The organism is Crossiella sp. CA198 (assembly GCF_052078295.1).
Lineage (GTDB): Bacteria > Actinomycetota > Actinomycetes > Mycobacteriales > Pseudonocardiaceae > Crossiella.
On the sequence record NZ_JBQJIM010000002.1, the window covers coordinates 56,999 to 79,963 of the forward strand.

The 22,965-nt window shown below is 70.5% G+C and carries 29 protein-coding genes; 3 read left to right on the forward strand and 26 right to left on the reverse strand.

Annotated features, from left to right (window positions below; genetic code table 11):
* Positions 1–217: 217 nt before the first annotated feature.
* The 5 genes from ACTOWY_RS02700 to ACTOWY_RS02720 form a co-directional block, all read right to left on the reverse strand.
* Positions 218–1,312 (reverse strand): hypothetical protein, encoded by a 1,095-nt coding sequence (locus ACTOWY_RS02700; protein WP_441308007.1) that lies wholly within the window; start codon positions 1,310–1,312, stop codon positions 218–220.
* A gap of 25 nt (positions 1,313–1,337) precedes the next feature.
* A complete protein-coding gene (locus ACTOWY_RS02705) occupies positions 1,338–1,550 on the reverse strand; it encodes a hypothetical protein (protein WP_247759851.1) in 213 nt (70 codons plus the stop codon).
* Positions 1,551–2,430: 880 nt separating this feature from the next.
* Positions 2,431–3,234 (reverse strand): hypothetical protein, encoded by an 804-nt coding sequence (locus tag ACTOWY_RS02710; protein WP_441308008.1) that lies wholly within the window; start codon positions 3,232–3,234, stop codon positions 2,431–2,433.
* A gap of 183 nt (positions 3,235–3,417) precedes the next feature.
* Positions 3,418–3,987, reverse strand: a complete 570-nt coding sequence (locus tag ACTOWY_RS02715; protein ID WP_441308009.1) for a hypothetical protein — start codon at positions 3,985–3,987, stop codon at positions 3,418–3,420.
* A gap of 5 nt (positions 3,988–3,992) precedes the next feature.
* Positions 3,993–5,171, reverse strand: coding sequence for a hypothetical protein (locus tag ACTOWY_RS02720; RefSeq protein ID WP_441308010.1), 1,179 nt, complete (start codon positions 5,169–5,171; stop codon positions 3,993–3,995).
* 35 nt (positions 5,172–5,206) lie between these two features.
* On the opposite strand from ACTOWY_RS02720, the gene ACTOWY_RS02725 reads away from it, so the two are divergent.
* The gene (locus ACTOWY_RS02725) at positions 5,207–5,347 is read left to right on the forward strand and encodes a hypothetical protein (RefSeq protein ID WP_441308011.1); all 141 of its coding nucleotides are present in this window, start codon (positions 5,207–5,209) and stop codon (positions 5,345–5,347) included.
* Here ACTOWY_RS02725 and ACTOWY_RS02730 read toward each other — a convergent pair.
* From ACTOWY_RS02730 to ACTOWY_RS02830, 21 genes are all read right to left on the reverse strand, one after another.
* Positions 5,332–5,736 (reverse strand): RRQRL motif-containing zinc-binding protein, encoded by a 405-nt coding sequence (locus tag ACTOWY_RS02730; RefSeq protein WP_441308012.1) that lies wholly within the window; start codon positions 5,734–5,736, stop codon positions 5,332–5,334. The genes ACTOWY_RS02725 and ACTOWY_RS02730 overlap by 16 nt on opposite strands.
* A 376-nt stretch (positions 5,737–6,112) precedes the next feature.
* Entirely contained in the window at positions 6,113–7,663 is a 1,551-nt protein-coding gene (locus ACTOWY_RS02735) for a YfjI family protein (RefSeq protein ID WP_441308013.1), read from the reverse strand.
* Positions 7,660–8,211, reverse strand: coding sequence for a hypothetical protein (locus ACTOWY_RS02740; protein ID WP_441308014.1), 552 nt, complete (start codon positions 8,209–8,211; stop codon positions 7,660–7,662). The genes ACTOWY_RS02735 and ACTOWY_RS02740 overlap by 4 nt, the downstream gene beginning before the upstream one ends.
* A 76-nt stretch (positions 8,212–8,287) precedes the next feature.
* Complete coding sequence (locus tag ACTOWY_RS02745; protein ID WP_441308015.1) at positions 8,288–8,707, reverse strand: hypothetical protein; 420 nt, start codon at positions 8,705–8,707, stop codon at positions 8,288–8,290.
* Positions 8,700–9,134, reverse strand: a complete 435-nt coding sequence (locus tag ACTOWY_RS02750) for a hypothetical protein (protein WP_441308016.1) — start codon at positions 9,132–9,134, stop codon at positions 8,700–8,702. The genes ACTOWY_RS02745 and ACTOWY_RS02750 overlap by 8 nt, the downstream gene beginning before the upstream one ends.
* A gap of 77 nt (positions 9,135–9,211) precedes the next feature.
* Positions 9,212–9,562: a hypothetical protein gene (locus ACTOWY_RS02755; protein ID WP_441308017.1), complete on the reverse strand. Its 351-nt coding sequence runs from the start codon at positions 9,560–9,562 to the stop codon at positions 9,212–9,214.
* 54 nt (positions 9,563–9,616) lie between these two features.
* Positions 9,617–10,456 (reverse strand): hypothetical protein, encoded by an 840-nt coding sequence (locus ACTOWY_RS02760; RefSeq protein WP_441308018.1) that lies wholly within the window; start codon positions 10,454–10,456, stop codon positions 9,617–9,619.
* A gap of 104 nt (positions 10,457–10,560) precedes the next feature.
* Positions 10,561–11,367 (reverse strand): hypothetical protein, encoded by an 807-nt coding sequence (locus ACTOWY_RS02765; protein ID WP_441308019.1) that lies wholly within the window; start codon positions 11,365–11,367, stop codon positions 10,561–10,563.
* Positions 11,368–11,401: 34 nt separating this feature from the next.
* Entirely contained in the window at positions 11,402–11,839 is a 438-nt protein-coding gene (locus tag ACTOWY_RS02770; protein WP_441308020.1) for a hypothetical protein, read from the reverse strand.
* 39 nt (positions 11,840–11,878) lie between these two features.
* Positions 11,879–12,406, reverse strand: coding sequence for a hypothetical protein (locus tag ACTOWY_RS02775; RefSeq protein ID WP_441308021.1), 528 nt, complete (start codon positions 12,404–12,406; stop codon positions 11,879–11,881).
* A gap of 35 nt (positions 12,407–12,441) precedes the next feature.
* Entirely contained in the window at positions 12,442–13,380 is a 939-nt protein-coding gene (locus tag ACTOWY_RS02780; protein WP_441308022.1) for a hypothetical protein, read from the reverse strand.
* 38 nt (positions 13,381–13,418) lie between these two features.
* Entirely contained in the window at positions 13,419–13,961 is a 543-nt protein-coding gene (locus ACTOWY_RS02785; RefSeq protein WP_441308023.1) for a Pycsar system effector family protein, read from the reverse strand.
* Between the two features lie 187 nt (positions 13,962–14,148).
* Positions 14,149–16,134, reverse strand: coding sequence for a hypothetical protein (locus ACTOWY_RS02790; protein WP_441308024.1), 1,986 nt, complete (start codon positions 16,132–16,134; stop codon positions 14,149–14,151).
* A gap of 56 nt (positions 16,135–16,190) precedes the next feature.
* A complete protein-coding gene (locus ACTOWY_RS02795; RefSeq protein WP_441308025.1) occupies positions 16,191–16,568 on the reverse strand; it encodes a hypothetical protein in 378 nt (125 codons plus the stop codon).
* A 45-nt stretch (positions 16,569–16,613) separates the two neighbouring features.
* Entirely contained in the window at positions 16,614–16,937 is a 324-nt protein-coding gene (locus tag ACTOWY_RS02800; protein ID WP_441308026.1) for a hypothetical protein, read from the reverse strand.
* A 67-nt stretch (positions 16,938–17,004) separates the two neighbouring features.
* On the reverse strand, positions 17,005–18,174 hold the full coding sequence (locus ACTOWY_RS02805) for a DUF2637 domain-containing protein (RefSeq protein WP_441308027.1): 1,170 nt from the start codon (positions 18,172–18,174) through the stop codon (positions 17,005–17,007).
* Positions 18,171–18,449: a hypothetical protein gene (locus ACTOWY_RS02810; protein ID WP_441308028.1), complete on the reverse strand. Its 279-nt coding sequence runs from the start codon at positions 18,447–18,449 to the stop codon at positions 18,171–18,173. The genes ACTOWY_RS02805 and ACTOWY_RS02810 overlap by 4 nt, the downstream gene beginning before the upstream one ends.
* On the reverse strand, positions 18,446–18,721 hold the full coding sequence (locus ACTOWY_RS02815) for a hypothetical protein (protein WP_441308029.1): 276 nt from the start codon (positions 18,719–18,721) through the stop codon (positions 18,446–18,448). Before ACTOWY_RS02815 ends, ACTOWY_RS02810 begins: the two co-directional genes overlap by 4 nt.
* Positions 18,721–19,080, reverse strand: a complete 360-nt coding sequence (locus ACTOWY_RS02820; RefSeq protein WP_441308030.1) for a hypothetical protein — start codon at positions 19,078–19,080, stop codon at positions 18,721–18,723. Before ACTOWY_RS02820 ends, ACTOWY_RS02815 begins: the two co-directional genes overlap by 1 nt.
* On the reverse strand, positions 19,080–19,424 hold the full coding sequence (locus ACTOWY_RS02825; RefSeq protein ID WP_441308031.1) for a WhiB family transcriptional regulator: 345 nt from the start codon (positions 19,422–19,424) through the stop codon (positions 19,080–19,082). Before ACTOWY_RS02825 ends, ACTOWY_RS02820 begins: the two co-directional genes overlap by 1 nt.
* On the reverse strand, positions 19,424–19,675 hold the full coding sequence (locus ACTOWY_RS02830) for a helix-turn-helix domain-containing protein (protein ID WP_441308032.1): 252 nt from the start codon (positions 19,673–19,675) through the stop codon (positions 19,424–19,426). The genes ACTOWY_RS02825 and ACTOWY_RS02830 overlap by 1 nt, the downstream gene beginning before the upstream one ends.
* 127 nt (positions 19,676–19,802) lie before the next feature.
* Here ACTOWY_RS02830 and ACTOWY_RS02835 point away from each other — a divergent pair, with 127 nt between their 5' ends.
* Both ACTOWY_RS02835 and ACTOWY_RS02840 read left to right on the forward strand, forming a co-directional pair.
* Complete coding sequence (locus tag ACTOWY_RS02835) at positions 19,803–20,225, forward strand: GntR family transcriptional regulator (RefSeq protein WP_441308033.1); 423 nt, start codon at positions 19,803–19,805, stop codon at positions 20,223–20,225.
* A gap of 231 nt (positions 20,226–20,456) precedes the next feature.
* Positions 20,457–22,964 carry an NB-ARC domain-containing protein gene (locus tag ACTOWY_RS02840; protein ID WP_441308034.1) on the forward strand — a complete coding sequence of 836 codons (2,508 nt, stop codon included), beginning with the start codon at positions 20,457–20,459 and terminating at the stop codon, positions 22,962–22,964.
* The last annotated feature ends 1 nt before the right edge of the window (position 22,965 follow it).

The window sequence follows — 22,965 nt, forward strand, 5'->3', positions numbered from 1 at the left end:
ATCACGACGGCGTCACGACCGGTTCGTGACCAATCCACACGTATTCGCGATCACATCACCCGAATGGCGGCTGGCCCCTAAGTAGTAACACTGACCGAACTCAAGAAAAGCCCGTAGCCAGCGAAAACGTGACTACGGGCAGTGGTGGGCGCGGTGGTGTCGATTTCGTGGAGTCGCCGGGTGGGGACCGGCGCGCACGGAGCCGGTCCCCACCCGGTCACCACACCATCGACAGCACCACCACGGCGAGCAGGATCCCGGCCACCAGGCCGCGCAGGCCCCAGCACAGGTCGGTGCGGGTGGGGCGGGGGTGGAGTGGGAGCAGGCCCGACAGCAGCACGGGCAGCCGGGCGGAGGTGCCCGCGGGTGTCGGTGGGGCGGTGGCGGTCGGGTCGACCGGCGGCGGGTTGCCGGCAGCCGGGTCGAGGGCCTCCGGTGGTCGCCGGGGTGCGGGCGGCAGGCAGGGTGGGGGCGGGCCGGTTTCCTCCGGTTCCGCTGCCACGACCTCGGCGGGTGGCAGCTGGGACAGGGTCTGGCGGACTGTGATCCAGTCGTCGATCAGCGGTTGTGGGGCGCCGAAGGCGGTCAGCATGCCCATGAGGTGCTGGTCCTTGGGCAGCCGGAGTTCCTTGGGGGATTTCGCCGGGACGCAGTGGCTGCGGATGGTGGTGAAGGCCACGGGGTAGCCGGCGACCGCGGCCCGCAGTTCCAGGTCCCGGAAGCTCACGCCGACCGCCTTCTTGATCGCCATCATGGCCGCGCGGAACTGGGCGATGCTGCGCACGGATTCGGGTCGCGGCCAGGTGGCGACGTTGACCCTGGGTTCCATCGGCGGTGCGATCCGGCCGCTGAGCCTGCGCACCTCGGCGACCCTGGAGCGGATCGCCTCGGCCTGTTCGGTCTCGGGGCCGGGGCGGGGCGCCGGCGCGCTGAAGTTGTCCGGGTGCTCGATGTCCTTCCGGTAGTCGCGCAGGTACCGGGCCTCGAACTCGGCCTCGGCCGTCGGCAGGGCGATCTCGGCCGCTGCGCGCACGGTGGTCCGCTCCGCGCCGCCGCGGAACAGTTCACCGACCTGCCGCCGGAGTTCGTCCTCATCCGGCACCAGGTCGAAGTAGGCCTCCAGCACCCGCCAGGTCGGCGCGGACACGCCGAACTCGATCTCGTCGATGAGCCCGACCGGGGTGTCGGCGAAGTCGGCGACCACGTCGGTGCCGACCTGGGCCCGGCGACGCACTCGTTGCAGCAGCAACCCCAGCTCCTGGGAGCCGAAGGGTGGCGCCTGCCCGCCATTCGGGGTGGCGTTGTCAGTCATTCGTGTTCGGATCTTCCTGTGCTGGTCAGCGCCGGCCGGACAGCGCGGCCGGACCGGGCCCGAACCGCTGCGCCAGTTCGGCGCACAGCCCGCCGAGGGCGATCACGATGGTCGCCGCGGTGAGCGGCGTGGCGCCCAGCGCGGACAACACCGAGGTGCCGGCCAGGGCGATCACCCAGGCCAGCAGGCCCAGCGGTGGCATCGGGGCGTGCCACGGGACTGGCAGTGACGGGATCATGATCGAATTGCTCCTTTCCGGCGCATGCAACATGCGCTGTACGCATTACCGACGGCAATGCGTGTCTCGGGAACCGCTTCCCCGGGGCGCGCTCTCGGGAGCAGGCACCTCGCGCTCCGGGGTCTCGCAGTTGTCGTCATCATGGCCGAATTCCGGGGTTGTGCCATCCAATACAGGTCATTTCTTGCGACTCACGCAAGAACACCACCCGAATGCCGGATACCAAACACGGTAGTCACGCCAGCACCCGACAGCATCACTGGATCGGGTGTTTCCGCAGGTCAAGCGGCCCGCGAGCAGAATGAACAACGACGAACGTGCAGGGATGTTCAGCACCGGCCCCGCACTACCAGCGGCGCTGCGCCGAGTTGCCACTGTGGCACGACGAGCGGCAGATCGACCGGGGAGCGGGCGATCGCTGCATTAGTTGATAGTTGGACGACCGATAACCAATAGGTCAACGAGAACTGGCGGATGAATCGACCAGGATTCCGGTCGCGGACCGGAGACAACAAAACCGGCCCGGGTCAGGTGACGACTGAAGTCACCTGACCCGGGCCGGTCCGGCTGCCGGGTGGTGTTGCCTGTGGGCACAGTTGGGTTCGAACCAACGACCCCTCGCTTGTAAGGGAAGTCCTAGCCGTTGACCATGGCCTCTACCTGCAACTTTGCCCGCACAACCAGTCTCGTGGGTGTGCTTCACCCACGCCGGTTAACACCGTTTCATGTCACAAGCCATGTCACGGCGGAGGCATCCGTCCCCGGAAGCCAGCACCCACCCGGGGCCAAGTCCGCACAACCAGGGTGCCTTCACCTTGCACAGGATGCACCTGGCGACTATCTGAAAGTCGCTACTCCCAGTAACGACTCTGCTTCAAGGTCAGGACTGTGGCTCGGTGTGGGTTGCCCGGTAGAGCTGCAGCAGATGCCGCTGCCCGGCGGTCTCCAGCAACAGGAGCACCAGCGAGTCGGCCGTTGGAAGCTCCTCGCCGTTGAGTGCTTCGGCGATCTTCCCCAGGGCAGCGACCGGCACTGCGGAACCGGCCAGGCCGCGGACGAGATCGGGGTAGCGAGCCTGTGAGGCCGCGCTGAAGAGGTCCGCCCGCGACTGCGTGCTGACCGGCTCGTCTCCCTCCATCGGGGAGGTGGGTGCACCTGCGGTCATGTCGATCCGTTCGGCCAACTCGGTGCCCGCCGATGGGGGGCCACCGATGATGCGGCGGATCGTGGCCAGAGCGCGATCTCCGATGTTGCGCGTGGCCAACAGGACGCTGTCGGGGCAGGCCGCAACCTCCTCGCCGAAGGCGAACCCGGTCTGTTCGAGCTGCTTGTATCCGCGAGCGCCGCCTTGCCGCTGGCTGATCTGTTTGAACTGGGGAAGGTAGTGGTCCAGCGGAGTGCGGGTGGCGGCCATGGGATGCAGTTGCCAGCCGACCACCGCGCCGGTGCTCAGCAGGTCGCGCAGGGCTTCGGCCATCTCACTGGCCCCGATCACGTGCAGGACCCGTCCTGGACGGACACGACACACCTTCGCCCTGCCCCACGGGGCGGTGTCTGATCCCACGTGCTCCCACGGCTCCAGCTCGCCGAGGTAGCCGAGGTAGCCGTCGAAGGCGGCGACGATCCGGCGGAGTTCGTCCTCTGGCGGCTGCGGTGCGGGTGGGCCTGCTTCATCCTCGAACACGAGGATCATCCTGCCCGAGGGCGGACTCGGACAACCCTGCCGTAGCCACGGTCAGGATGACCTGCACGGTGCGGTTCGGGTGCTGGCAGTTCTGGCGGCGCTGCGAGATCGCGTTCACCGTGCTCGCGGCCGCCACGGTGGTGCAGCGCACCGCGTGCGGCGAACGCTATCCGGGGCCCGGCATCATCGGGCGAAGATGTTGCCGAAGGCGCCGGCATTGACCTCGATCACGAGGTCAAGCATGGCGTCGATCCCGGATTCGTCGCAACGGCCCACCAGTTCGGTGACCGGGGACGAGCCCGGCTGGTCGATGACCAGTTCCCAGCCGCGTTCGATGTGGACGGTGATCGCCAGCGGCCGGGGCTCGAACGCGCCCCAGGCCGGAGTGGTGGCGGTGCGCGGCAGCGGTACGTACAGCACGTCTCGACTCGTGGTGACACCGCGCTCGGCCAGGCGCGCGGCCACGGCATCCAGCAGCGCGGTCGCCTCCTCCGGCGTGGATGGGCGCGGCTCGCGCACTCCGCGGGTGGCCATCTCCACCGCGACAACGGCGAGCCGGTCGACCCACTCGCAGCCCTGGTAGCCGGTGATGTCGGCGCCGTGCTCGGTGGCTGTCTCCCACCACGCGTCGAGCAGGCCCGCAGCGGTGTCGAGCACCGGCGCGGTGCACAGCGACGAGCGGTAGCGCCGGTCGATTTCCTCAACGGTTCGGCGCGCACCAGGGGTGTGGGTGGTGCCGGAATGGGTGGTCATGGTGATCAGGCCCCTGTCGGTCCGAACAGCTCGGGGTAGGCGTGTTGGTAGGCGTCACGGTGCTCGCGAAGGTGGGCGCGGCCGTGGTCGGTGATCACCACCATCGGTGTGGTGGTCCCGGCCTGCCACTGGCGCAGCCCGGCGCAGACCTCGACCTGCTCGACCAGCGGTCCGCTCGCGTGCTCAGCGAGCCGCTTGGTGCTCTTGTCGCTGCGGGTGAGGTCCTTGACCTGCCAGCGCAGCAGACCGTTCGGGATCTCACCGACCCAGCCGGGCACCTCGTCGTCCCAGCCTTGAAACTCCTCGGTCACGACCTGGCGCAGATAGCAGCGGCCGGTCTCGGCCAGGTGGTCCAGTTCCAGCAGCAGCCGCAGGTCGGTGTCACGCACCAGGTGCCGCGGCCGCGGCCGGCGGTGGTCGGCCGGCCCGGCATGGGGGTGTTCGATCGTGTCGGCCGGGTCGACGGCGGGCAGGTCCACATCCGGGTACAGCTCGGCGTAGCAGGCGCGGTGCACCGCGAAGTGGTGTCGCCCCAGCGGTGAGCAGCGCACCCGGTGTTGGCGCAGCAGGTGACGGTCCTGGTCGGGGCGGTCGGCGACGAACTCCTCGATCAGCGATCCGTCGCGGCGGTCCCGCAGGTGCAGCAGCGTGTTCCACGACGGGGCCGCATCGGCGCGGTCCCGGGTGGTTTCGTTGCACAGCCCGCGTTCTCCGGCCGCGTACAGCCGGGTCAGCGCCAGCAACGACCAGCGCGCCATCAGCCCCTGCGGCGGACTGGCCGGGGCGGTGATCCCGGCGCCGTGCCGGGCTGCGGCACGGCCGGTGGTGGTGAGCCGGACCCTGATCCGATCGACCGCGCCGAACGGCATCACCACGACCTGGTCATGGATCACAGACACCAGTCCGCGACGGCGCAACGCGGCCAGCGTCGACCCCGAACCGGTGTCGTGCTCGCCCTGGCGACGCAGCACCGACTGCACCGAGCTGTACCCGGCGATCTCCTTGGGCAGCTTGATGTCGTAGGTGATCTGCCGCCACTCCGACGCCGGTGGGGTGGCCATCCACTTCGCCGACCGCCGCTTGATGTCGGCCTCGGCTTGCTGGTCGAAGTCGAAGATCGTCGACAGGTACAGCCGCTGCCGGGCGTTGAGCCCGGCCCACTCCTGCTCCGCCTTGCCGCTCACGACCACACCCTCCTGCCGGTCAGGACGCGTGGTCGGTGACCGTGTTCTTCTCCGTGGCCGGAAGACGGCGGGCGAAGAAGTTTGATGCCGATCGGCGGCCAGTTCTTGGCCTGCTTGCTGCCGGTCATCGCGGCTTCCTTCTTTCTGTGCGGGTGATCCTTCAGGCGGCGAGTTGAAGTCGTTCAGCTGCTGCGGCGCAGTCGAGGCAGTCCCCCAGGCAGAGCCAGGAGGGAGCGAGGCAGTAGCCGACGTCCCGATGACAAGTCGGGCAAGTCCGGCGGGCGCGGAGTGCCTTGGCGATCGCGTCCAGTTGCGCCGGGCTCGGGACGCGCTTGGGTACGGCGGCGTCGATGTCGTAGAGCCACGCGCGCAGCGGGTCGGTTGGCCGGCGTTTCCGCGGCCGCAGCATCTGCGCGACCGCGAGCTGGCCGGGGCTCCATCCGGCGGCGCGGAGCTGGCGGCGGGTCACCAGGTGATCCGGGGCGCGGCCCCAGGCATAGGTCGGGATCGGGTGCCGCTGGGCGTGTGGGTCGTGGCAGTCGGCGGCCACCTGGTAGCGCCTCACCGCGACCACCCCGGGCCTGGCCGGAACCCCCGGGAGGGCTCGCAGAAACCGCACAATCCGCAGAATCCAGTCCGGCACCCTGTTGTTGCAGGTGAGAGCTGCGCAGGGTGATCATGCGTGATCACCGCAGAACTCCGCAGAATTCCGCACAAATTGCCACAGCTCTCTCCGGCTACTCCAACGGAGTGAACGACTGGGACAGGAAGCGCCCTCTGCGCCGGGTTGGGCTGTTTGGGCGTTGGGAGTATTTGTGCGGAATTCTGCGGGATTCTGCGTGTCCGCCCCAAGATCACCATGCAGGGCTGGTGACCTGACGAAACCGTTGCCTGGGTGGGTTTCTGCGGATTGTGCGGTTTCTGCGGGGCCTGCCGGGGGGTCACCGGGCTCCCTCGCGGCGGTGGACGGGGTGGACGAAGTAGGTCGGGGACGGTGGCCGGCCGCGCTGTCCGGTGCGGTCCGGGGTGGGGGCGCGCTGGAGGTGGCCGTGTTCTTCGAGGAGGTCCAGCACGGGGTCGAGGGCATCTACGCGTTTGAAGCGAGCGCGGTGGGCGTTGAAGACCTCTCGCTTGGTGACCGCGATCGGGCCGTGCTCGCTGATCCAGGCCAGCACCGTGCGGGCGGCTTCGATCTGTGGGTCGGTGCCCAGGCGGTCGAACACGGACAGGGCGTGGGCGGCGAAGTAGTCGCCGATTTCCCAGGCGTCGGTGAATGTCTGGGCGGTGATGGGGTGGGTCCAGCAGTCGCGGGGGTGGGTCGCGGCGTGCAGGAGCCCGGCCAGGCGGGCGGTGGCTCCGGCGTGTTTGCCGCCCCAGTCCCCTACCGAGGCCCATGCCCCGTGGGTGGGGTGGAGTTTGGGTTCGATCTCGGTTTCCAGCTCGATCATCAGCGCGTCGGCTTCGGCGGTGAAGGCCAGGCGGGCGGGGTCGGTCCACTCGGCCAGGGCATGCACCAAGGCGCCGACGTTGATGTCGTAGCGGGCGGCGATGTAGTCCGGGACCGGCGGCGGGTTGATGAGGCGGTTGCCCACGGTGTTGACCGGGACGGAGAACAGGAACCGGGCCAGCAGGCCGGTGCCGCGGAAGAGGCTGGTGCGGGCGAGGTCGTCGAGGATGGCCGGTTGCACGGTGAGTCCGATAGTGATCGCGGGGCGCTCGATGAACTCCGCGGGGCGGCCGCCGCGGTCGACGCGGTGGGTGTCTCCGGCGTGGCCTTTGAGGAAGATGTCCAGGTTCGGGGTGCCGGAGTAGCGGCCGGCGAGGATGGCGAACAGGCCGCCTTCAGCTGAGAGCACGGCCAGGCGGCCGCCGTGCTGGGAGAGCAGGGTGGCGGTCTGTTCGGGGGTGATGTCGTCGACGAACAGCCGTGGTGTGGCGGGGACTTCCAGTCCGGCGGCCAGCATCGCGGCGTTGATGGCCTCGGCCAGGGCGTTGTCGCGGACTTCGGCGGCGACTTCCCCTGCGGCGCGTTCGGCTTTTTCCCGGGCGGCGATGGCGGCGGCGCGGGTGACCTTGGCTGCCTCGATGGTCTCCTTGCTGGCCTCGATGAGTTCCTTCTCCGCGCGCAGCACCGGCTTGGTCAGGGCGCGGAAGACCGCGGACTTGCGGGAGGCCGGGGGCAGGACGACGACGGTGTAGATGTTGCAGGGCTCTTCCCAGCCGGGCCGGACCTGCACGATCGAGCGGCCGGCGGTGGCGGTGGACAGCGCCGCGAGGGCGATGCAGGCGGCCAGGTCGGTGGGGGTCTGGGTGGCGGTGGCCACCGCGGCGACGTGGTCGCCGAGCCAGGCAGGGAAGGCGTGGATCGGGAACGGCGGCAGGCTGCGGTCGGCGCCGAGTTCGATCGGCGGTTCCCACCCCAACCCGCCCTGGTCAGCGGGGACGGTGCGCACGGGTAGCTCGGTGACGTTGTGATGTTCGGCGGTGCTCATGCCGCGGTCCCTTCCCCAGCCTGGCGTGTACCGGGCCGGGAGGTGGCGGTGGGGACAGGCGCTGAGAGGGCCGTAGACGGCCGAAGCGCACCGTCCTGGGGTGAGGGGATCCCGGAATCCGGGGCCTGGCCGGGGATGTCGTGGGTCGGGCAGCGCACTGTGGCCGGGGCTGGGAAGCCGTCGGTGTCGAGCCAGCGGGGTGGGAAGGGGTGGCGCACCCACACCTGGTTGGTGCAGCCGGGGTGGCCGCAGCCGGTGGTGGTGTGCAGGGCGCGGCGGGCTTCCAGCTCGCGGTAGGTCGGGCCGATGATGAAGCGCTCGGGCATGCCCGCGGAGAGCTGGAAGGCCACGGCGCGAAACCGCGCCCGGATCTCCCTTTCGGCCTGTTCGGCGCGCAGGGTGCGCATCTCCGGGCTCCAGTAGCGGTGCCAGGCTTCGGCGGCCAGGACGGTCGCGCGGTCCCGGTGGGGGTGGTGCTGCGGCAGGGCGTGCCAGGCCGGGCTGCCGTAGGCGGGCACCGCGGTATCGGGGTGCCGGTGGCGTTCCATGGCCTGCTCCTTCCGTGAGAGTGCGAACTCGAACTTGGCTCCCCGGGGAGCGGGCAGGCGTCCCGGAGGGCAGGTGTCAGAACGGGGGCTCCTCCCAGTCCTCCTGCTCGGCCGGGTCCTCGGCCAGCGCGTCCAGCCAGGCCAGGACGACCGCGGCGACCTGGGTCAGCTCGCTGCACAGCCCGGCGAGGGTGCCGTCATGGGACATCGCGCGGGCGATCTCGCCGACCTCCTCCACCAGCACCACCAGGCGCTCGTGGTTGTTCATCGAGGGCGAGTCCGGGGCGTGGACGCCGTGCTTGGCGCGCTGGCGCACACGTTCGGCGCCAACCGCGGCCAGGACGGCGGGGGTGGCGGCGTGGAAGTGCTGGCCGGTGGTGAGCAGCTCGACCAGCGTGGCGGCGATCTCGGCGGGGTTGAGGACGTGGCGGGTGGTGCAGCCGGTGACCGGGTTCGAGGTGGCACTGGTCCCCTCGGCCTGGGGGCGCTCATTCACGGCGGTCACCGCCTGCCCGGTTGGCGGGGTTGCGGTCCAGCAGCGTCGTGACCGTGTTGACCGTGGCGGCCAGGTCGATGGCGGTCTGCACGGGGCGGGCGATCTGCTCGGCCAGCTGGCGGGTCCCGCTCGCGGAGGCCAGGGCGTGCTGTGTCTGGGGCTGGCGGAGCAGCTCGTGCACGATCTCGACCAGTTCCCCGGCGACCGGGGTGATCCGGATGCCGTCCGGTCCGTGCTGGAGCAGTCGCTGGGCCAGCGCGGTCATCGAGTCCAGGTCGGTGCAGACCAGGTCACCGTCGTCGCTCTCGTCGAGGATGCCGATGTTGTTCTCGCACAGCCACATCGCCAGTGCGCGGACACGGTCGGCGGGCAGCTCGTCTACGTCCAGCCAGGTGGGGGCCGGTGGAGTGGGGAATTGGTCAGTCATGGCCTTCTCCCAGAAGGTGGTGGGGTCGGGCGGGCGCCCGGACGCTGCTGGTCGGCGGGTGCCCGCCCGAAGTTGGGCTAGATGCGGAAGGTGGTGGGGGCGGTGGCCTCGATCTCGTAGAACTGGCCGCGGACCTGGCCCCAGGCTTTGGCCAGGGCGCGGCCGCGGTTGATGCAGGCGGTGAACTGGGAGTCCAGTCCGGCCAGCAGCTCATCGACCTCGGGGTCGGGGCGGGTCTGGCGGCCGAAGCGGGTGTTGTGGGCGGTGTTGCGCATCGCGCAGGCCAGCTCGTTGGTGACCTTGATCAGGTCGGTGAGCAGGTTGGTGCCCTCGGCCAGATCGATCGGCTTCTCCCTGCGCACGCCGTGGCGGGCCAGCTCGGTCATCGCGCTGTAGGCGGCCTCGGCGGCGTCGAGGTAGCGGCTCATGGCTGTTCGGTGTCCTTTGCAGTCGACGGAGACGGGCGAGAACGGGTGGGGCGCTCAGCCCCAGAAGTTGACCTGCAGCTCCGGCAGTGCGCGGGCCAGCTGCTGCAGGGCGGCGGTGTGCTCGGTGGTGGCCACGGCCAGCACGCCGAGCGCGGTCTTGGCCTGGTGGCCGTAGCGCCGCACCGGCTCCAGCCGGGCGGCCAGGGGCACGTCGGCGCGGCCGGCCCAGGTGGTGTTCCACGCGCACAGCCACAGCAGCTCGGCGATCTGCTCGGCGGTCTTGTAGACCTCGGCCAGCAGGTGCGTGGACTGTGCGACCGCGGCCGGTGCACGGGTGCGGCCGTAGTCGCCGGTGACGACGTAGGCGGCTTCCTCGGCCTCGCCCAGGGCGCCGAGGGCCTGCCGGGTGATCGGTGCGGGCCGTTCGGTGCGCTCCAGGTGCAACCGCAGGCCCGGCGGGAACGGGGCGAACTGCTCCAGGTGACCGCGGCGACGGGCCCAGTCCAGCTCGCTGTAGCTGCTCGCCGCGCTGGTGAGGGCGTGGAAGGCGGCGCTGGTCTCGGCGGCAAGGGTCATCGCGGTCTCGCGCACCCGCTGCACCGGCCGCAGCTGCTCGCGCTGGTAAGTGACCCCACCGTGGCTGCGGCTGTTGAGCGCCTCGGTGGCCTGGTCGATGTGCTCGCGGGCGAGGCGGCCGGTGGTGCGCACCAGGTAGCGCAGGTGGTCGGCGGCCTCGGCCAGATCGGCCGGCGGGTGGGCCGTATGCCGGGTGGAGAGCAGGCGCAGCCCGGTGTTGAGGTGGTCCAGGGTGGTGCGCAGCGCAGCGGTGGGCAGGGCCATCGACGGCGATCCCTTCAGCGGGTCGGGCAGGTCAGGGCTGGTGTGCTCAGGCATCGCGGCCCCCGCCGGTGTCGCGGTCCTGGGCGAGTTCGGCGTCGTCGAGATAGCGGCTCATCGTCGGTGTCCTTTGCAGTCGGTCTTCGGGGTGGATGAGCTGGTCACAACCGCAGGTCGGGGATGGCGTCGACGCTGGGCAGGTAGGTGGGCAGGAACTCCAGTTCCGACCCCGGGTTCGAGACCGCGTGGCCCGCCCCACCCAGGTGGCTGCAGGCGAGCCGGGCCGCCTCGGCGACCGGTTCGAGCAGTTCCTGGGTCTTGGCCGGGGCGCGCCCTCCGAAGGCGAGCCCGTTCACGAACCCGTAGATGCGCAGTCCGACCGGGTGCGCGGCCTTACGGACCAGGTCCCGGAACAGCTCCATCTGCTCGCTCGCCCGCGCCGGTGGCTGAGGCCGGCGGAAGGCCGCGCCGACGGCTTCCAGGGACTGCTCGGCCGCTTCCAACGCGCCGATGGCCTGGATTCCGGCGGGCGCGGTGACGCCGGTGGCCTGCAGGTGCAGTCCGGCGTTGGCGCCGTCCGGATAGCCCGGCATGAGGTTGTGGCGAAGCCGCAGCCTGTCGAGCTCGCGCAGATCGGCGGCGAAGCGGCCGAGGTAGTGATCCCCGCTGCTGCAGGACTTCTGCCCGCGCAGCAGCTTCTCGCGGTAGGCGGTCCACTTGATACGGAACAGCGGGGGCAGTGCCCGGCTCGCCGGGTGCCGGGTGTGCAGGTAGTCCTGCTCGAAGGCCTCGGCGGCGTGGACGCGGTGGTTGAGGATGTTCAGCCCGGTGATCGGCACGGCCCGCAACAGCTCGGCGATCTCGGCCAGGGTGGCCGGAGTGTGCTGGGCCTGCTGGTTGGCCATGCTGCGCACGGCGGCGCGCAGGTGCTGTTCGGCGGTCTGGATGGCGGCGGCGGCAAGGCTCACGGTGGGGCTTCCTTCCTCGGCAGGGCTGGGGTGATCAGGCATCACTGACCTGCCCGGCGGCTGTGGTGGTGGCCGCGGCGGCGAGGGTGTCGGTGGTGACGGCGGCCTGCGCGGGCCGGGCCGGGTAGTCCAGCCCTGCGGTCTGGGCCAGCACGAGGGCTTCCTCGCCCTTCAGGTACGCGGTCAGCACGATCAGGCTGTCCTTGCCGGTGGTGAAGGCGATCTCGATGCGTACGCCGCTGTCGACGGCGAAGCTGGTGACGGTGGCCTGCGGGATCACGGCCAGCAGCCGCGGCAACGCGGCCAGGCTGCTGGAGATGTGCACCTGGGCGGAGAGCGCAGGCCCGCCGGTGAAGCGGCAGATCATCGCGGAGAGGACATCGAGGGGCTCGGCGTGGCTGTTGAGCCAGGCGGCCATGTCGGTGGCGACCTGCAGGAGCTGGAGTTTCCGGTCCTGGTGGGTGGTGGTCATGGTGTGGTCCTTCCAGAGCGGAATGCGGGGGTCGGGGGTTCAGCGGCCGATGAGGCGGTGGATCTGCGGGCCGGTCAGGCGCCGGTGACGCACCAGCGCCTGAGCCACGCGGGTGATCGCGGGCCAGTGCCGGGTGACCAGGGCGCGGGTGCGGGCGGTGGCCCAGCCCAGCGACCCGCCGCTGCGGCGCAGCAGGGTGCGGGCCGTGGCGTAGTCGTTTCCGGCGTAGTCCTCGATCGCCAGGGCGCGGGCGGTCTCCAGGTCCATGCCTTCCTGCTGGTGCATCCAGCGGGCCTGGGCTTCGGCACCGGCCAGGTAGGTCAGCACCGCGTCCTGGACCTGGCCCTCCGGGGGCGGTTCGTCCTGACCGGTGCAGGTCTCGTGGACGTGGCCGCGGGCCTGCGGGCGGCCGAAGAGCGGGCGGCTCACGCCGATGACGGCCTCGTAGAGCGGGAAGTCGAGCACGGCCATGAGCACGGCGTGCCCGGCCTCGTGGCCGGCGGCGCGCAGCAGCTCCCGGCGGGCAGCGCTCACCGGCGCGGACGTGGTGGTGGTGTGTGCGGGCATCGCGGGTTCCTTCCGCATCGTGGTGGCGGGGTGGGTCAGACCAGGGCGTTGATGAGGAAGGCGGACTGGCCCATGACGTAGCCGCGCAGGTCGATGTCCTGGGGCAGGCTGATGACCTGGCCGGTGAGCAGGACGCTGGTGGCGGCCAGGAACACCCGGGTGACCGCGTCGCTGTCGCGTTTGGTCTGTGGGGCCTGATACAGCAGGTAGGCGGCGTGCACCCAGTTCGTGCGGGCTTGGGGGTGCTCGGTGTCGGCCAGCAACTCCAGCGCCGTGGTGAACATCAGCTCCCGGTCGGCCGCGGTCGCGGTGGCGGTGAAGATCGGGTCGCCGCCGGTCTCCACCCGGGCGGCGGGCAGGCCCCGGGCGCCCAGGCGGGCGGCCAGCTCCTGCGCGGCGGCGTGGGCGGCCTGCCCGCGTAGCAGCCGGTTGCCCACACACCAGGTGCCATCGGGGAGGACGACCTCGTTGAACAGCACGTCCTCGCCCGGGGCCTCTAGGTCGAAGCGCAGGTGGGCGAGTTCGCCGTAGCGGGCCAGGATCCGGCTGGCCGGGGTCGGGATCCCGCCGGTGTAGGTGCGGGTGGCCTCGTCCCAGGTGGCGCCGTAGGTGCGGCGGCCGACGTGGCCGAGCCGGTCGTAGTTGGGGTCGGCATCGGTGATCGGGGTGGCGAAGCGCTCCGGCCCGGGGCGCGGGCCGACGGTGTGGCGCGGGTCGGTGCGGCGGGCCAGCCCGGCCCGCCAGGTGTCGGACAGGGTGCGGTGCATGGAGCGCAGGAACCTCACCCGCGAGTCCAGGCCGGGGTAGTCGGCGAACTGCCGGGACAGGATGCCCAGGGCCACGGTGGCGGCCTGGGCCTGCTCCTCGGCGAAGGCGCGGGCGCGGTGGGGCTGGGCGCCGTCGGGGCGGCGCAGGGCGAGGTCGGGAGTCGGGAAGTCCTCGCGGGTGAACCGGTGGTCGGTGGCGGTGAGCATGACGGCGGACTCCTCTGCAGCGGTGGGCACGGGCGGGTTCACGCGGCCAGGACCGCGAGCGCGATCAGCGGCAGGGCGGCCAGGAGCAGGAACACCGCGCGCCGGATGTGGCGGTACTTGGCCACCGCGAGGGCGGACTGGGTGGCCAGCAGCGGCGGCAGGACCCGGTCGGCGTGGTGGCGGGCCGCGGCGAAATCGGCGGCCAGGTGCTCGGTGTTCTCCCCGGTGAACAGCGCCCAGCGGGGGAAGCCGTGCCCGCCGGCGGTGACCCGGGGCATCAGCACCCACAACAGCAGGGCGACCGCGGCGGTGGCGGGCAGCAGCGCCAGGCACAGCAGGACGGTGGAGAAGCCGGTGATCTCCGCGCGGGTCAGCGCGATGGTTCCGGCCAGCACCGCGCCGAAGACCACCAGCAGCTGCCCGGCCTTGGCATCGGCCCGCCCGTGCTCGCCGTGCACCCCGGTGAGTGCCTCGGCCAGGTCGGTGGCCAGGGCCCTGGCCGGGTCCGGTGCCGCGGTGGCGGGGGTGTCGGTGGTCGGCTCGTCGTGCAGGTCGGTGATGACGTGGATCGGTCTGGACATCACATTCTCCGTAACTCTGAGTAGTCGATTGAGGGTGTGTGGAACCAGGCCGGACTGGTCCGGCCTAACGTCAGAACACTGTTATGAAACTTGTTTCGCGTGCGCACGCGCCCGCGCGCGCATTGGGCGGGGGTGCGGGCGCGTCTGACGTCTGACGTCAGACGCAGGCCCTCGCACCCGCTACTTGCTACGCTGCGTGAGCATCGCGGGCGGGGATCTCGTAGACGGTGGCGCGGTTGTCCTCGCCGACCTCGCGCAGCTGGCCCTGGGTGGCCAGGCGGGCCAACTCCCCGGAGACCCAGCCGCGGGTGCGGCCCAGGTAGCGCTCCGGGTCGTGGAAGTCCCGCGTGGTGATCCGGGTCTGGCCCTCAATCAGCAGCTGGGTGATGCGGTCGGCCATGAACTTGCGGACTTCCTCCCGGGTCGGGCGCGGCCGGCCGAACTCGGCCTCCTCGGCCTCGGGCAGCTCGGCGTCCAGGTTGACGGTCTCCAGGTCCGGTTCGTGGTTGGCGGGTCCAGTCAGCGGGGTGTTCTCCTCCTCATCGCTCAGCTCGCTGTCCAGGGGGTCGATGTGCGGGGTGAAGGTGTCCGAGGGCTCCATGGGGTTGCCTCCCTGGGAGGTCGCGGCGGTGCCGTGTGCGCTGGTGGTGGACAGGCCCAGGCGCTTGGCCACGTCCGGGTGCAGCGGGGCCCGCAGGTGCGCGGTGGCCTCCAGAACCTGCGCAAGTTCGGCGTTGGTGGTCTCGAAGGTGCGTCCCGGGATGGTGAAGCGCTCCTCCTCGATGCCCGGGGCTTCCAGGTAGTTGGCGCCGGGCTTGCGGTTCTTCCAGGCCGCGGGGTTGGCCCCGGCCTCGATCAGCTCGTCGGAGAGGGTGAAGGCGGCGTCTTCGATGCTGTTGACCCCGAAGCACCACACCGCCCCGAGCTGGGACCGCACGTCGGTGCTCATCTGCCGGAAGCTGGCCTTCTGCAGCGACAGGACCAGGGTGATCCCGGCCGAGCGGGCCTCCTGGGCGATGGTGGCCAGCGTCTTGGCGTCTTCCAGTACCTTCGGTGCTTCCTCCACCCAGATCACCAGGTAGGGCATGCCGTAGCGGGTGAAGGCCTCCTCGGTCCACTCATCGAAACCCCATCGGCCCAGGTCGGTGGCACGCTCGGTGATCAGCCCGGGGACCCGGGTCATGACGTCGGCGCAGCGGTTCTTGCCCAGCACGACCGGGGTGTGCTTGCCAAGGAACTTCACCGTCTGCTCGCCCTTGGACGGGTCCAGGACGACCAGGTTGGCGTCGCGGCGGGTGAGGATCTCCGTCCAGCCCAGCTTGGCGCCATGGGACTTGCCCGAGCCGTTCATGCCCTGGACCACCACGTGGGTGGCGTTGCGGCGGGTGGCCTTGCATCCGGGCAGGTAGAGGCACTGCGGCTGACCGTCCTCGTAGGTGCCCACCACCAGTGCCTCGGTGATCGACCTGCCCGGCGCCGACGGGCCGGGGTAGGGGCGTGGATGGCGCAGCAGGTCGACCGGGACGATGGTCATCTTCGCCTGCGAAGCGTCATCCGGGTCTGGCGCGATCCGGACGCTGCTGGCGGGCAGGCGCATTGCCGAAGCCATCTGCCCTGTCGCGCCCTGCACGTCCGCGACGGTCATCTCCCCCGCAGGGAGCTGCAGCTGCGCGGTGACCCGACCGGGGGCGACGTCGATCTGCTTGGCCTGGATCCCGGCGAGCTTGACCTTCTCAAACAGGCCCCCACCAGCGGTTTCGCTGCCGGAGTTGCGCAGCAGGTGGCGGATGTTCCAGGACAGTGCCACCGCCGGGGCGGCCAGTGCCCAGGAACCCCACAGCACTGGCTCAGTCGGGTCGGCGATGGTGGCCGAGGTGAACCACAGGCTGGCCAGCCCGGTGGTGAGCGTGCTGTGGATGCGGGTGACCCGGGCGCGGGCGGAGGCTGCCAGCCAGGTCACCCCGGTCAGTGCGCCGCCGGCCAGGGTCATCCCGGCCGAGACCCACGGCAGCGCCGCCGGGTCCGAGGCCATGTAGTGCGAGAGCAGCGAGGCCGGGTACAGACCCAGGCCAACTGCCCACGGCGGCAGGTAGCTCGCCGCGCGGGAGCGGTCGGCCTCGGTCACGCCGGTGACGCTGGTGAACCCACGGCGGGCCCAGTTCTTCCTGCTCATCTCCTGCTCCTTTCTGCGGATTCGTCCAGGTCACCGGCCTGCGGGGGCCGGGCAGGTCAGGCGGCGTAGCCGCCGTCGCCGGGGCCGTCGTCGTGGATGAACATCGGCTTCCTCCGGGCCGCCGGAACGCCGGGCTGGAAGTGCTTGCGGTAGCTCTGGTAGGTGCGGATCACGTTGGCGCACACCAGTTCCACGTTCTCGGCGGCGTGGCGCAGGTGCTTGGCCACCAGGCGGGCGCGCACCTTCTGGTCGATGCCCATCGCGGCCCAGTGCCCACCGGGGGCCGAGGCCAGGGCGGCCTCCAGTTCCTCGGCGGAGATGAGCAGCTCGTGGTGCAGCGGGCGGATCAGCCCCCGGGCGTTGGCGCAGTAGTCCCGCAGCGCTTTCGCCGAGTACAGCTCCACATCCCCGAGGGTGAAAGGCTTGCCAGTCAAGGGAATCAGGTCCTTTCAGTACACAGTGGACGAATCTTGAGCAGGTCAGGCTCGGGAGTTGAACAGCGCGGAGGTCTCGGCCAGCTGGATGTAGCCCTCGGCCAGGGCCAGCCGCTCGTCGATGTCGGTGATGAAGGTCGCCACCCAGCTGCGGGGGTGGCCGGCCAGCAGCTGCACGGCCTTGGCCACCAGGCCGCGGTCGGGGCTGCAGCGCCACACCAGCTCGGCGAGGTCGTTGTAGAGGTGGGCCTGGCGGCGCACCTGCGGGTGGTAGCCGAGGCTGTCCTGCAAGCTGTCCAGGGCCTGAGAGGCCAGCTCCAGCAGCTCGCGTGGCGACGGGATCGTGGCGGTGGTGACGGTTTCGGGCATGGCTGTCCTCCGAGAAGGTGGTGCGGGTGGGTTTGGTGTCCGAATTGGACGGTGATCGTGCAGCGGATCAGGCCACTGCTGGCCGTGGGGAGTACGTCGGGAGCGGGGTTACCTCCGGTGCTTGGGCGGCGAGGATGTCGCGGACTTCGCGAGCCAGGTCCATGCCCCCGCCCAGGTGCTTCTGGATGGCCTTGGCCGAGGGGGTTACGGGCAGCTCCCCCGTCGTGATCGCCGCCCGGGTCCGGGTCAGCAGATCGGCGGTGCCCGGGGAGAGTTCCTGCTGGACGATCGCGGGGTAACCCGTACCGGAGTCCATGGTGGACACCCCGGCCAACCTGGTCAGGTCGGTGCGCAGGATGACTCCGCCCACGATCATGTACGCCCCGCCCGAAGCCGCCTTACGGTCAGCCTTACGGTTGGCCTTCACGATCGCTTTCCCGAGTCGCCGGTCCCGCCGGGAGGCGGCCGGGCCGACCCCGAAACGGTCCATCCACGCCGCTTCCCACGCGGCCTCGGGGGTAACCCCCTCGCCCCGGGCGGCGGCGATGCTGGCCGCGGACCAGGACAGCCGCGGGTAGCGGATCCGGCGCCACAGTGCGATGCGCAACTGCGCCCCGCTGCGCCCGGAGACCTCCTGCTGGCGGGAGATCACCGTCAGCTCCCACAACACCGGCCCGAACAGCGACGCCAGAGCCAGGCCGACACCCTTGGCCGCGTTGTTCTCGGCCAGGCCGTGCCACAGGTTCAGCCCGGCGGCGACGAAGGCGAACACCCACGTGGCCGCCCGCAGCAGCCCGGCCGGGCGGCCGGCCTTGACCGCCTTGTGGGTCAGGTAGGCGGTGTACCAGGTCGCGCCCTCCACCACGACCGGCATCAGCAGGCCCAGCGCCCCGAACTGCAGCGTCTTCGCGGCCGATTCGGCCTGCCCGGCCCAGGCCAGCACGATCGGGGCGCCCATCGCGACCAGCCCGAGCAGGAACCCGATGTTGGCCACCGCACCCTCGCGCAGCCCAGCCCACATCCGCTGCACCGTGGCCTGGCGGGCCTGACGGCGGTCCTGGGTGGCCAGCCACCGCTGCTGGGCGGCCGCGGCCTTGCGCTTGGCGGCCCGATCCTGGGTGTCCTGGGCGATCTGGGCCTGGACCTGCGCCTGGCGGGTCTGGGCCTCGGTCAGCTGGACAGCGGCGTTGGCCGCGGCGGTGGTGCGCTGGGCCTTGTAGTCGACGTAAGTGCTCACCGCTTCCTCCTTCGCGACCGGCGGTGCCGTTCACCGCGGATGACGTGGGGGCCACGGCCCAGCGAGCGGATCTGCCCGCGCACCGCGTTGACCCAGACGTAGAAGACGAACAGCTGGTAGAGGCCGACCACGAGGGCGATCGGGGCGAACCAGGAGCTGGCCGGGGTTACCAGCCACCACGTCAACCCGAGCACCAGGGCCGGGATGGCGGAGAGCTGGATCAGCTGGAACAGCCAGCGCAGCGGGGCGAAGGCACCGCGAAACGGCGTGGTCATCGCGCCCACCTCCCCGACCAGAGCGGGCAGTTCAGGCCGCACTGGTTCGGACCGTGGCGGCGCCAGTGCCAGGCCATGCGCGTCTGGTGCTTCCACCTGCGCCACACGCACACCTGGTAGATCACCGCAGCCAGGGCGAGGAAGCCGAACCAGCCCGACACCTCGGTCATCAGCCACCAGGCCAGTACGAACACCGCCACCGCGAACAGCGAGGGCCGGACCAGCTGTCCCACCCGCCGCAGGGGCGAGAGATGAGCGTTGGGCGTGGTCATCAGGCCACCGCCTTCACGGCCATGCCCGGACGACGAGTTTCGCCGTGATCGCAGCGGGCGCACCAGCGGCGTTCCTCCCCGCACACCACCGGGCGACCCGGCATGGTGTGGGGCAGGGACTTGCCGCGGCACCAGCACGGACGCCACGGCGCCCACAGGTGCCCGCGGGTCGCGCACACCGGCCGGGCCGCGCAGGCCGGGCAGGCCAGCGTGCCGGTCGGGGTGAGGCTCCAGCCGAGCGCGGACAGGACGGTCAGCGCGGTGGACTCGGTGGTGAAGTGGGCGTCCCCGGCCGGGAAGGCCGGCTGATCGCCGCAGGTGTCGCAGGTCGCGATCACGCACAAGGTGATGGCCAGCATCAGGCCACCGCCGGAAGCTCGGACACCGGCACCGCGGCGGCCTGGGCCAGGCGGAGTTCGGCGCGGTCGAGTTCGTCGGTGCCGCCCCAGATGCCCCGCACCCCGGTGCGGACGGCGAAGTCCCGGCAGGAGGCGGCGATCGGGCACTGGCCGCAGATCGCCTTGGCCTGCTCGACCTTCTCGTTCTCGCTGGCCAGGGTCTTGCCCTCGAAGGTGGTGAACGGGAAGAACAGCTCGGGGTCGGTCTCAGCGCACTCGGCGTGCCCGCCGAAGTCATCGGCTCGCAGACGCCCCAACAACTTCCACAGCTCGCTACCGCGCTGGAGGCGCTCCTCGGCGGTCATCACGCCGCCTCACCTGCGACCCAGTCCGCCGCGTTGACGACGGTCTGGTCCTTGAGCGCGGCCGCGGTCATCTCGTCGATGGCCTTCGCGGGCACGATCAAGCGGCCACGAATGCGGATGGCCGGGAACTCGTTCGCGTTGATCGCGCGGTACAGGGTCATCGCGGACATGCCGAGCAGGCGTGCCGTGGCCTCAACGCTCAGGAACCGCGGGGCCTCGACCTCCCCCGGCTGCACCTGGGTCTTCCTCACTGGTCTCTCCGATCATCAGCATTTGTGGTGCCTGATGTGCCTTAAGGTGCCACAAGTGCAGATGGACGTCAAGCGGTGTGACTGATGTGCCCTAGTGCGCCCAGGACACCCTGGCTACGCTTGATACGTGGCACTGAACCCGGAAGACGCTCGTCCCCTAAACGTGCAGCTCGCGGAATGCCTCCGGAAGCGGATCACCGGCGGCGAGTTCCCCGCTGGCCAGAAGATCCCTTCGCTTCGAGCGCTCGCCAAGGAATACAGCGTGGCCGAACTGACCGTGCACACAGCGGTTCGGGACCTCCAGCGCGAGGGCATCCTGGTCTCAACAGCTGGCCGCGGCACCTTCGTCCGCGAGGTTCCCGCGTCCGAGGCGGAGCACACCGACGACGAGCTGCTGACCGAGTTGCGGGCGATTCGAGCCGAGCTGGAGGACCTGCGCGAGAAGGTTCTCGGCCGGGAGGCGACTGCAATCGAGTCCCGGCTTGAGGAACTCGCCCGGCGGATGGACATCATCGAGTCGGGCGGCGAGCCGCCAGCCGCGCAGCAATGAGCTGCTCAACCCGTTCGCCCAGCCGGTCGATCGCTTTGAGCAGAGACGTATCGGTCGATGCCTGGTCCCGCCAGCGGGAGTGTTCTTGTGCCATGCGTCGACTGTGGTCTGGTTCCGGCCACAGAGGACCAAACGTCGAACGGACTCGGCCAACAGCAAGGCGAACATGCAGGTCAGGGCCGCACTGTGACGTAGAGCGTCGAACCCACGTCGAACGCTGAGGACCAAGTGATGGCTGTTGCTTCAGAGGAACGCGAGGTCCTCGTCCGGTTCTGCGCCGGGTTGAAGCAGCTCCGTGAGGACGCCGGGCTCCCGTTGGGCGAGTTCTCGGACCGGATGAACCTGGCATTGCAGGGCCGGACCCTCAGCCCTGGGCGGGCCAACGAGATCGAGCGCGGCGTGAAGATCCGGAAGGCGCCGGACTGGAGCCTCGTCGCGGCCTGGGTCGGCGTGTGCCACACGGCAGCCAGGGAACGCCGGCGGCCAGTGTCGGTGACCACCGACCCCGCCTTCTGGAAGGCGGAGCACAGTCGCCTGACCGAAGAACTGGAACGAGCCAAACCGAGCGGCGGGAGTGGTCACCAGGTCCCACGGCAGCTAGGACCGGCACCGACCCACTTCACCGGCCGGGAACACGAGGTGCGGTTGCTGGCCAATCTGCTTGCCGCACAGGGAACTCTGCCCCAGCACGCCACCGGAATGGTCGTGGTGTCCGGCATGGCCGGAGTCGGCAAGACCGGGCTGGTCCTGCACTGGTCGCACACGGCGAGCCCGCAGTTCCCGGACGGTCAGCTGTTCCGGGACCTGCGTGGCTACGCCCCGGACGAGAAGCCCTTGTCCCCCAGCGAGGTGCTGGCCGACTGGCTCAAGGATGTCTGGGGTGTCGACCGCGTCCCAGATGGGCTCGACGCTAGGGTGTCGCTCTTCCGGAGCAGGATCGCCGGGAAGCGGATGCTGCTGGTGCTCGACAACGCCGTCACCGCCGACCAGGTCCGACCGTTGTTGCCCGCCACGGAGTCGTGCTTCGTGATCGTGACGAGCAGGGACCGCCTGGACGGGCTTCTCGCGGAAGGTGCCAGCCCCATGAGCCTCGGCCTGCTGTCGCCGACGGAAGCCAAAGCGTTGCTGCGCAAGGTGATCGGCGAACGAGTGGACGCCGATGAACCGGCAGCCGCCGCGCTGGCCAAGCTCTGCGCCTACCTCCCACTCGCCTTGCGCGTAGCGGGCAGCCGGGCGGCCGCGGACCCGGACGTGTCGGTGGCCGCGCTGGTTCGGCAGCTCGCCGACGAACGCCGACGGCTACGGCGGCTTGGCAACCCGGACGACCCGCGGACCAACGTGCGCGCGGTGTTCTCGTGGTCCTACCGGGGCTTGCCGGAGGAGGCCCAGCGGATGTTCCGCCTGCTGAGCCTGCACCCGGCGGCTGGACACACCGCCGAGCCGTTCACCATCGCGGCGCTCGTGGGCGTCGACATCGACACGGCGGCGGAGCAGATCGACCTGTTGCGGCGCCGGTTCCTGGTGACCGGGGCGAACGGGCGTGTCGGCATGCACGACTTGCTTCGCTTGTACGCCAGGGAACTACTTGAACAACAGGAGTCCACTTCGGACTCCCGGGTGGCACTGGACCGCCTAGTTCACGCGTACTACGGCTGCGTCAACCACGCGTTCGACCGCCAGAACCACAACAACCCGATGGTCGACGCGGACTACCTCCGCAGCTGGCGCGAACGCGACCCGGCGGGGGTCGAGGCGGTCGACGCGGCCAGCTCGCCGACCGGGTGGTTCGCCGCCGAGCACGCGAACCTGGTCGCACTCGTTCAAGCCGCGGCCGAGGCCGAACTGGAACCCACGCCGCGCTTGGCCACCAGCCTGTTCTACTTCCTGGAGATCGGCAGCCACCTGGCTGACTGGCACCGCGTCGAAGAGATCGCGAGCCGGATGGCGACTGCCCGCAGCGACCGCGCCAGATCGCTGCGCAACCGCGGCCGCCTGGCCATGATCGGTGTGCTCGCGGAGCAGGAACGGCTGCGAGACGAAGATGACGCCCGGCCAGCTCCGCCTGAAGCCTGTGACCAGGCGATCTCTCTGCTCGAACGCAGCCGGGACCTCTACCACGCCGAGTACCTGGAACACGGACGTCGCCAGGATCGTGCGGGTGAAGGCACCACACTGCGCGAACTCGCGGATGCCTACCGACTCGAAGTGGATCCGACCGCGCCCGGCAGGACCATCCGAAAGGCGATCGAGGCGTACCAGGCGGCGGAGGAGGTCTACGCCGAGTTGGGGAATGAGAACGGCCTCGCGTCACTGCGCCTGGCCCTGGGCATGGCCTACGCGATCAACGGCCAGTTCGGGGAAGCCGAGCAGTGCTTCCGCGCGAGCCTCGCCTACGGCGGGCTGCTCAACGACCAAGGCCGGGCGCGCCACGGCCGGCTGAAGGGCTTCTCGCTCCGCCGCCTGGCCGACCTGCACCGCGACCAAGGGCAGCTCGGCTCCGCGGTGGGCTTCTACAACGAGTGCGTCGAGGCTTTCCTGCAGGATGTCAACGATCCGGTCAGCAGGGCGCGAGCGCTCGCTGCTCGCGGCCGGGTTCAGGACGAACTCGGTGATGGAGCCGCCGGGCGGCACTCTCTGGTCGAGGCATACGACCTGCTGACCCGCCGGCCGCTCGGCGTCGACGATCCCGAGGCCAAGGTGGTCGCCAGCTGGCTGTCGCGCTTGGACAGCGACGCGTAGC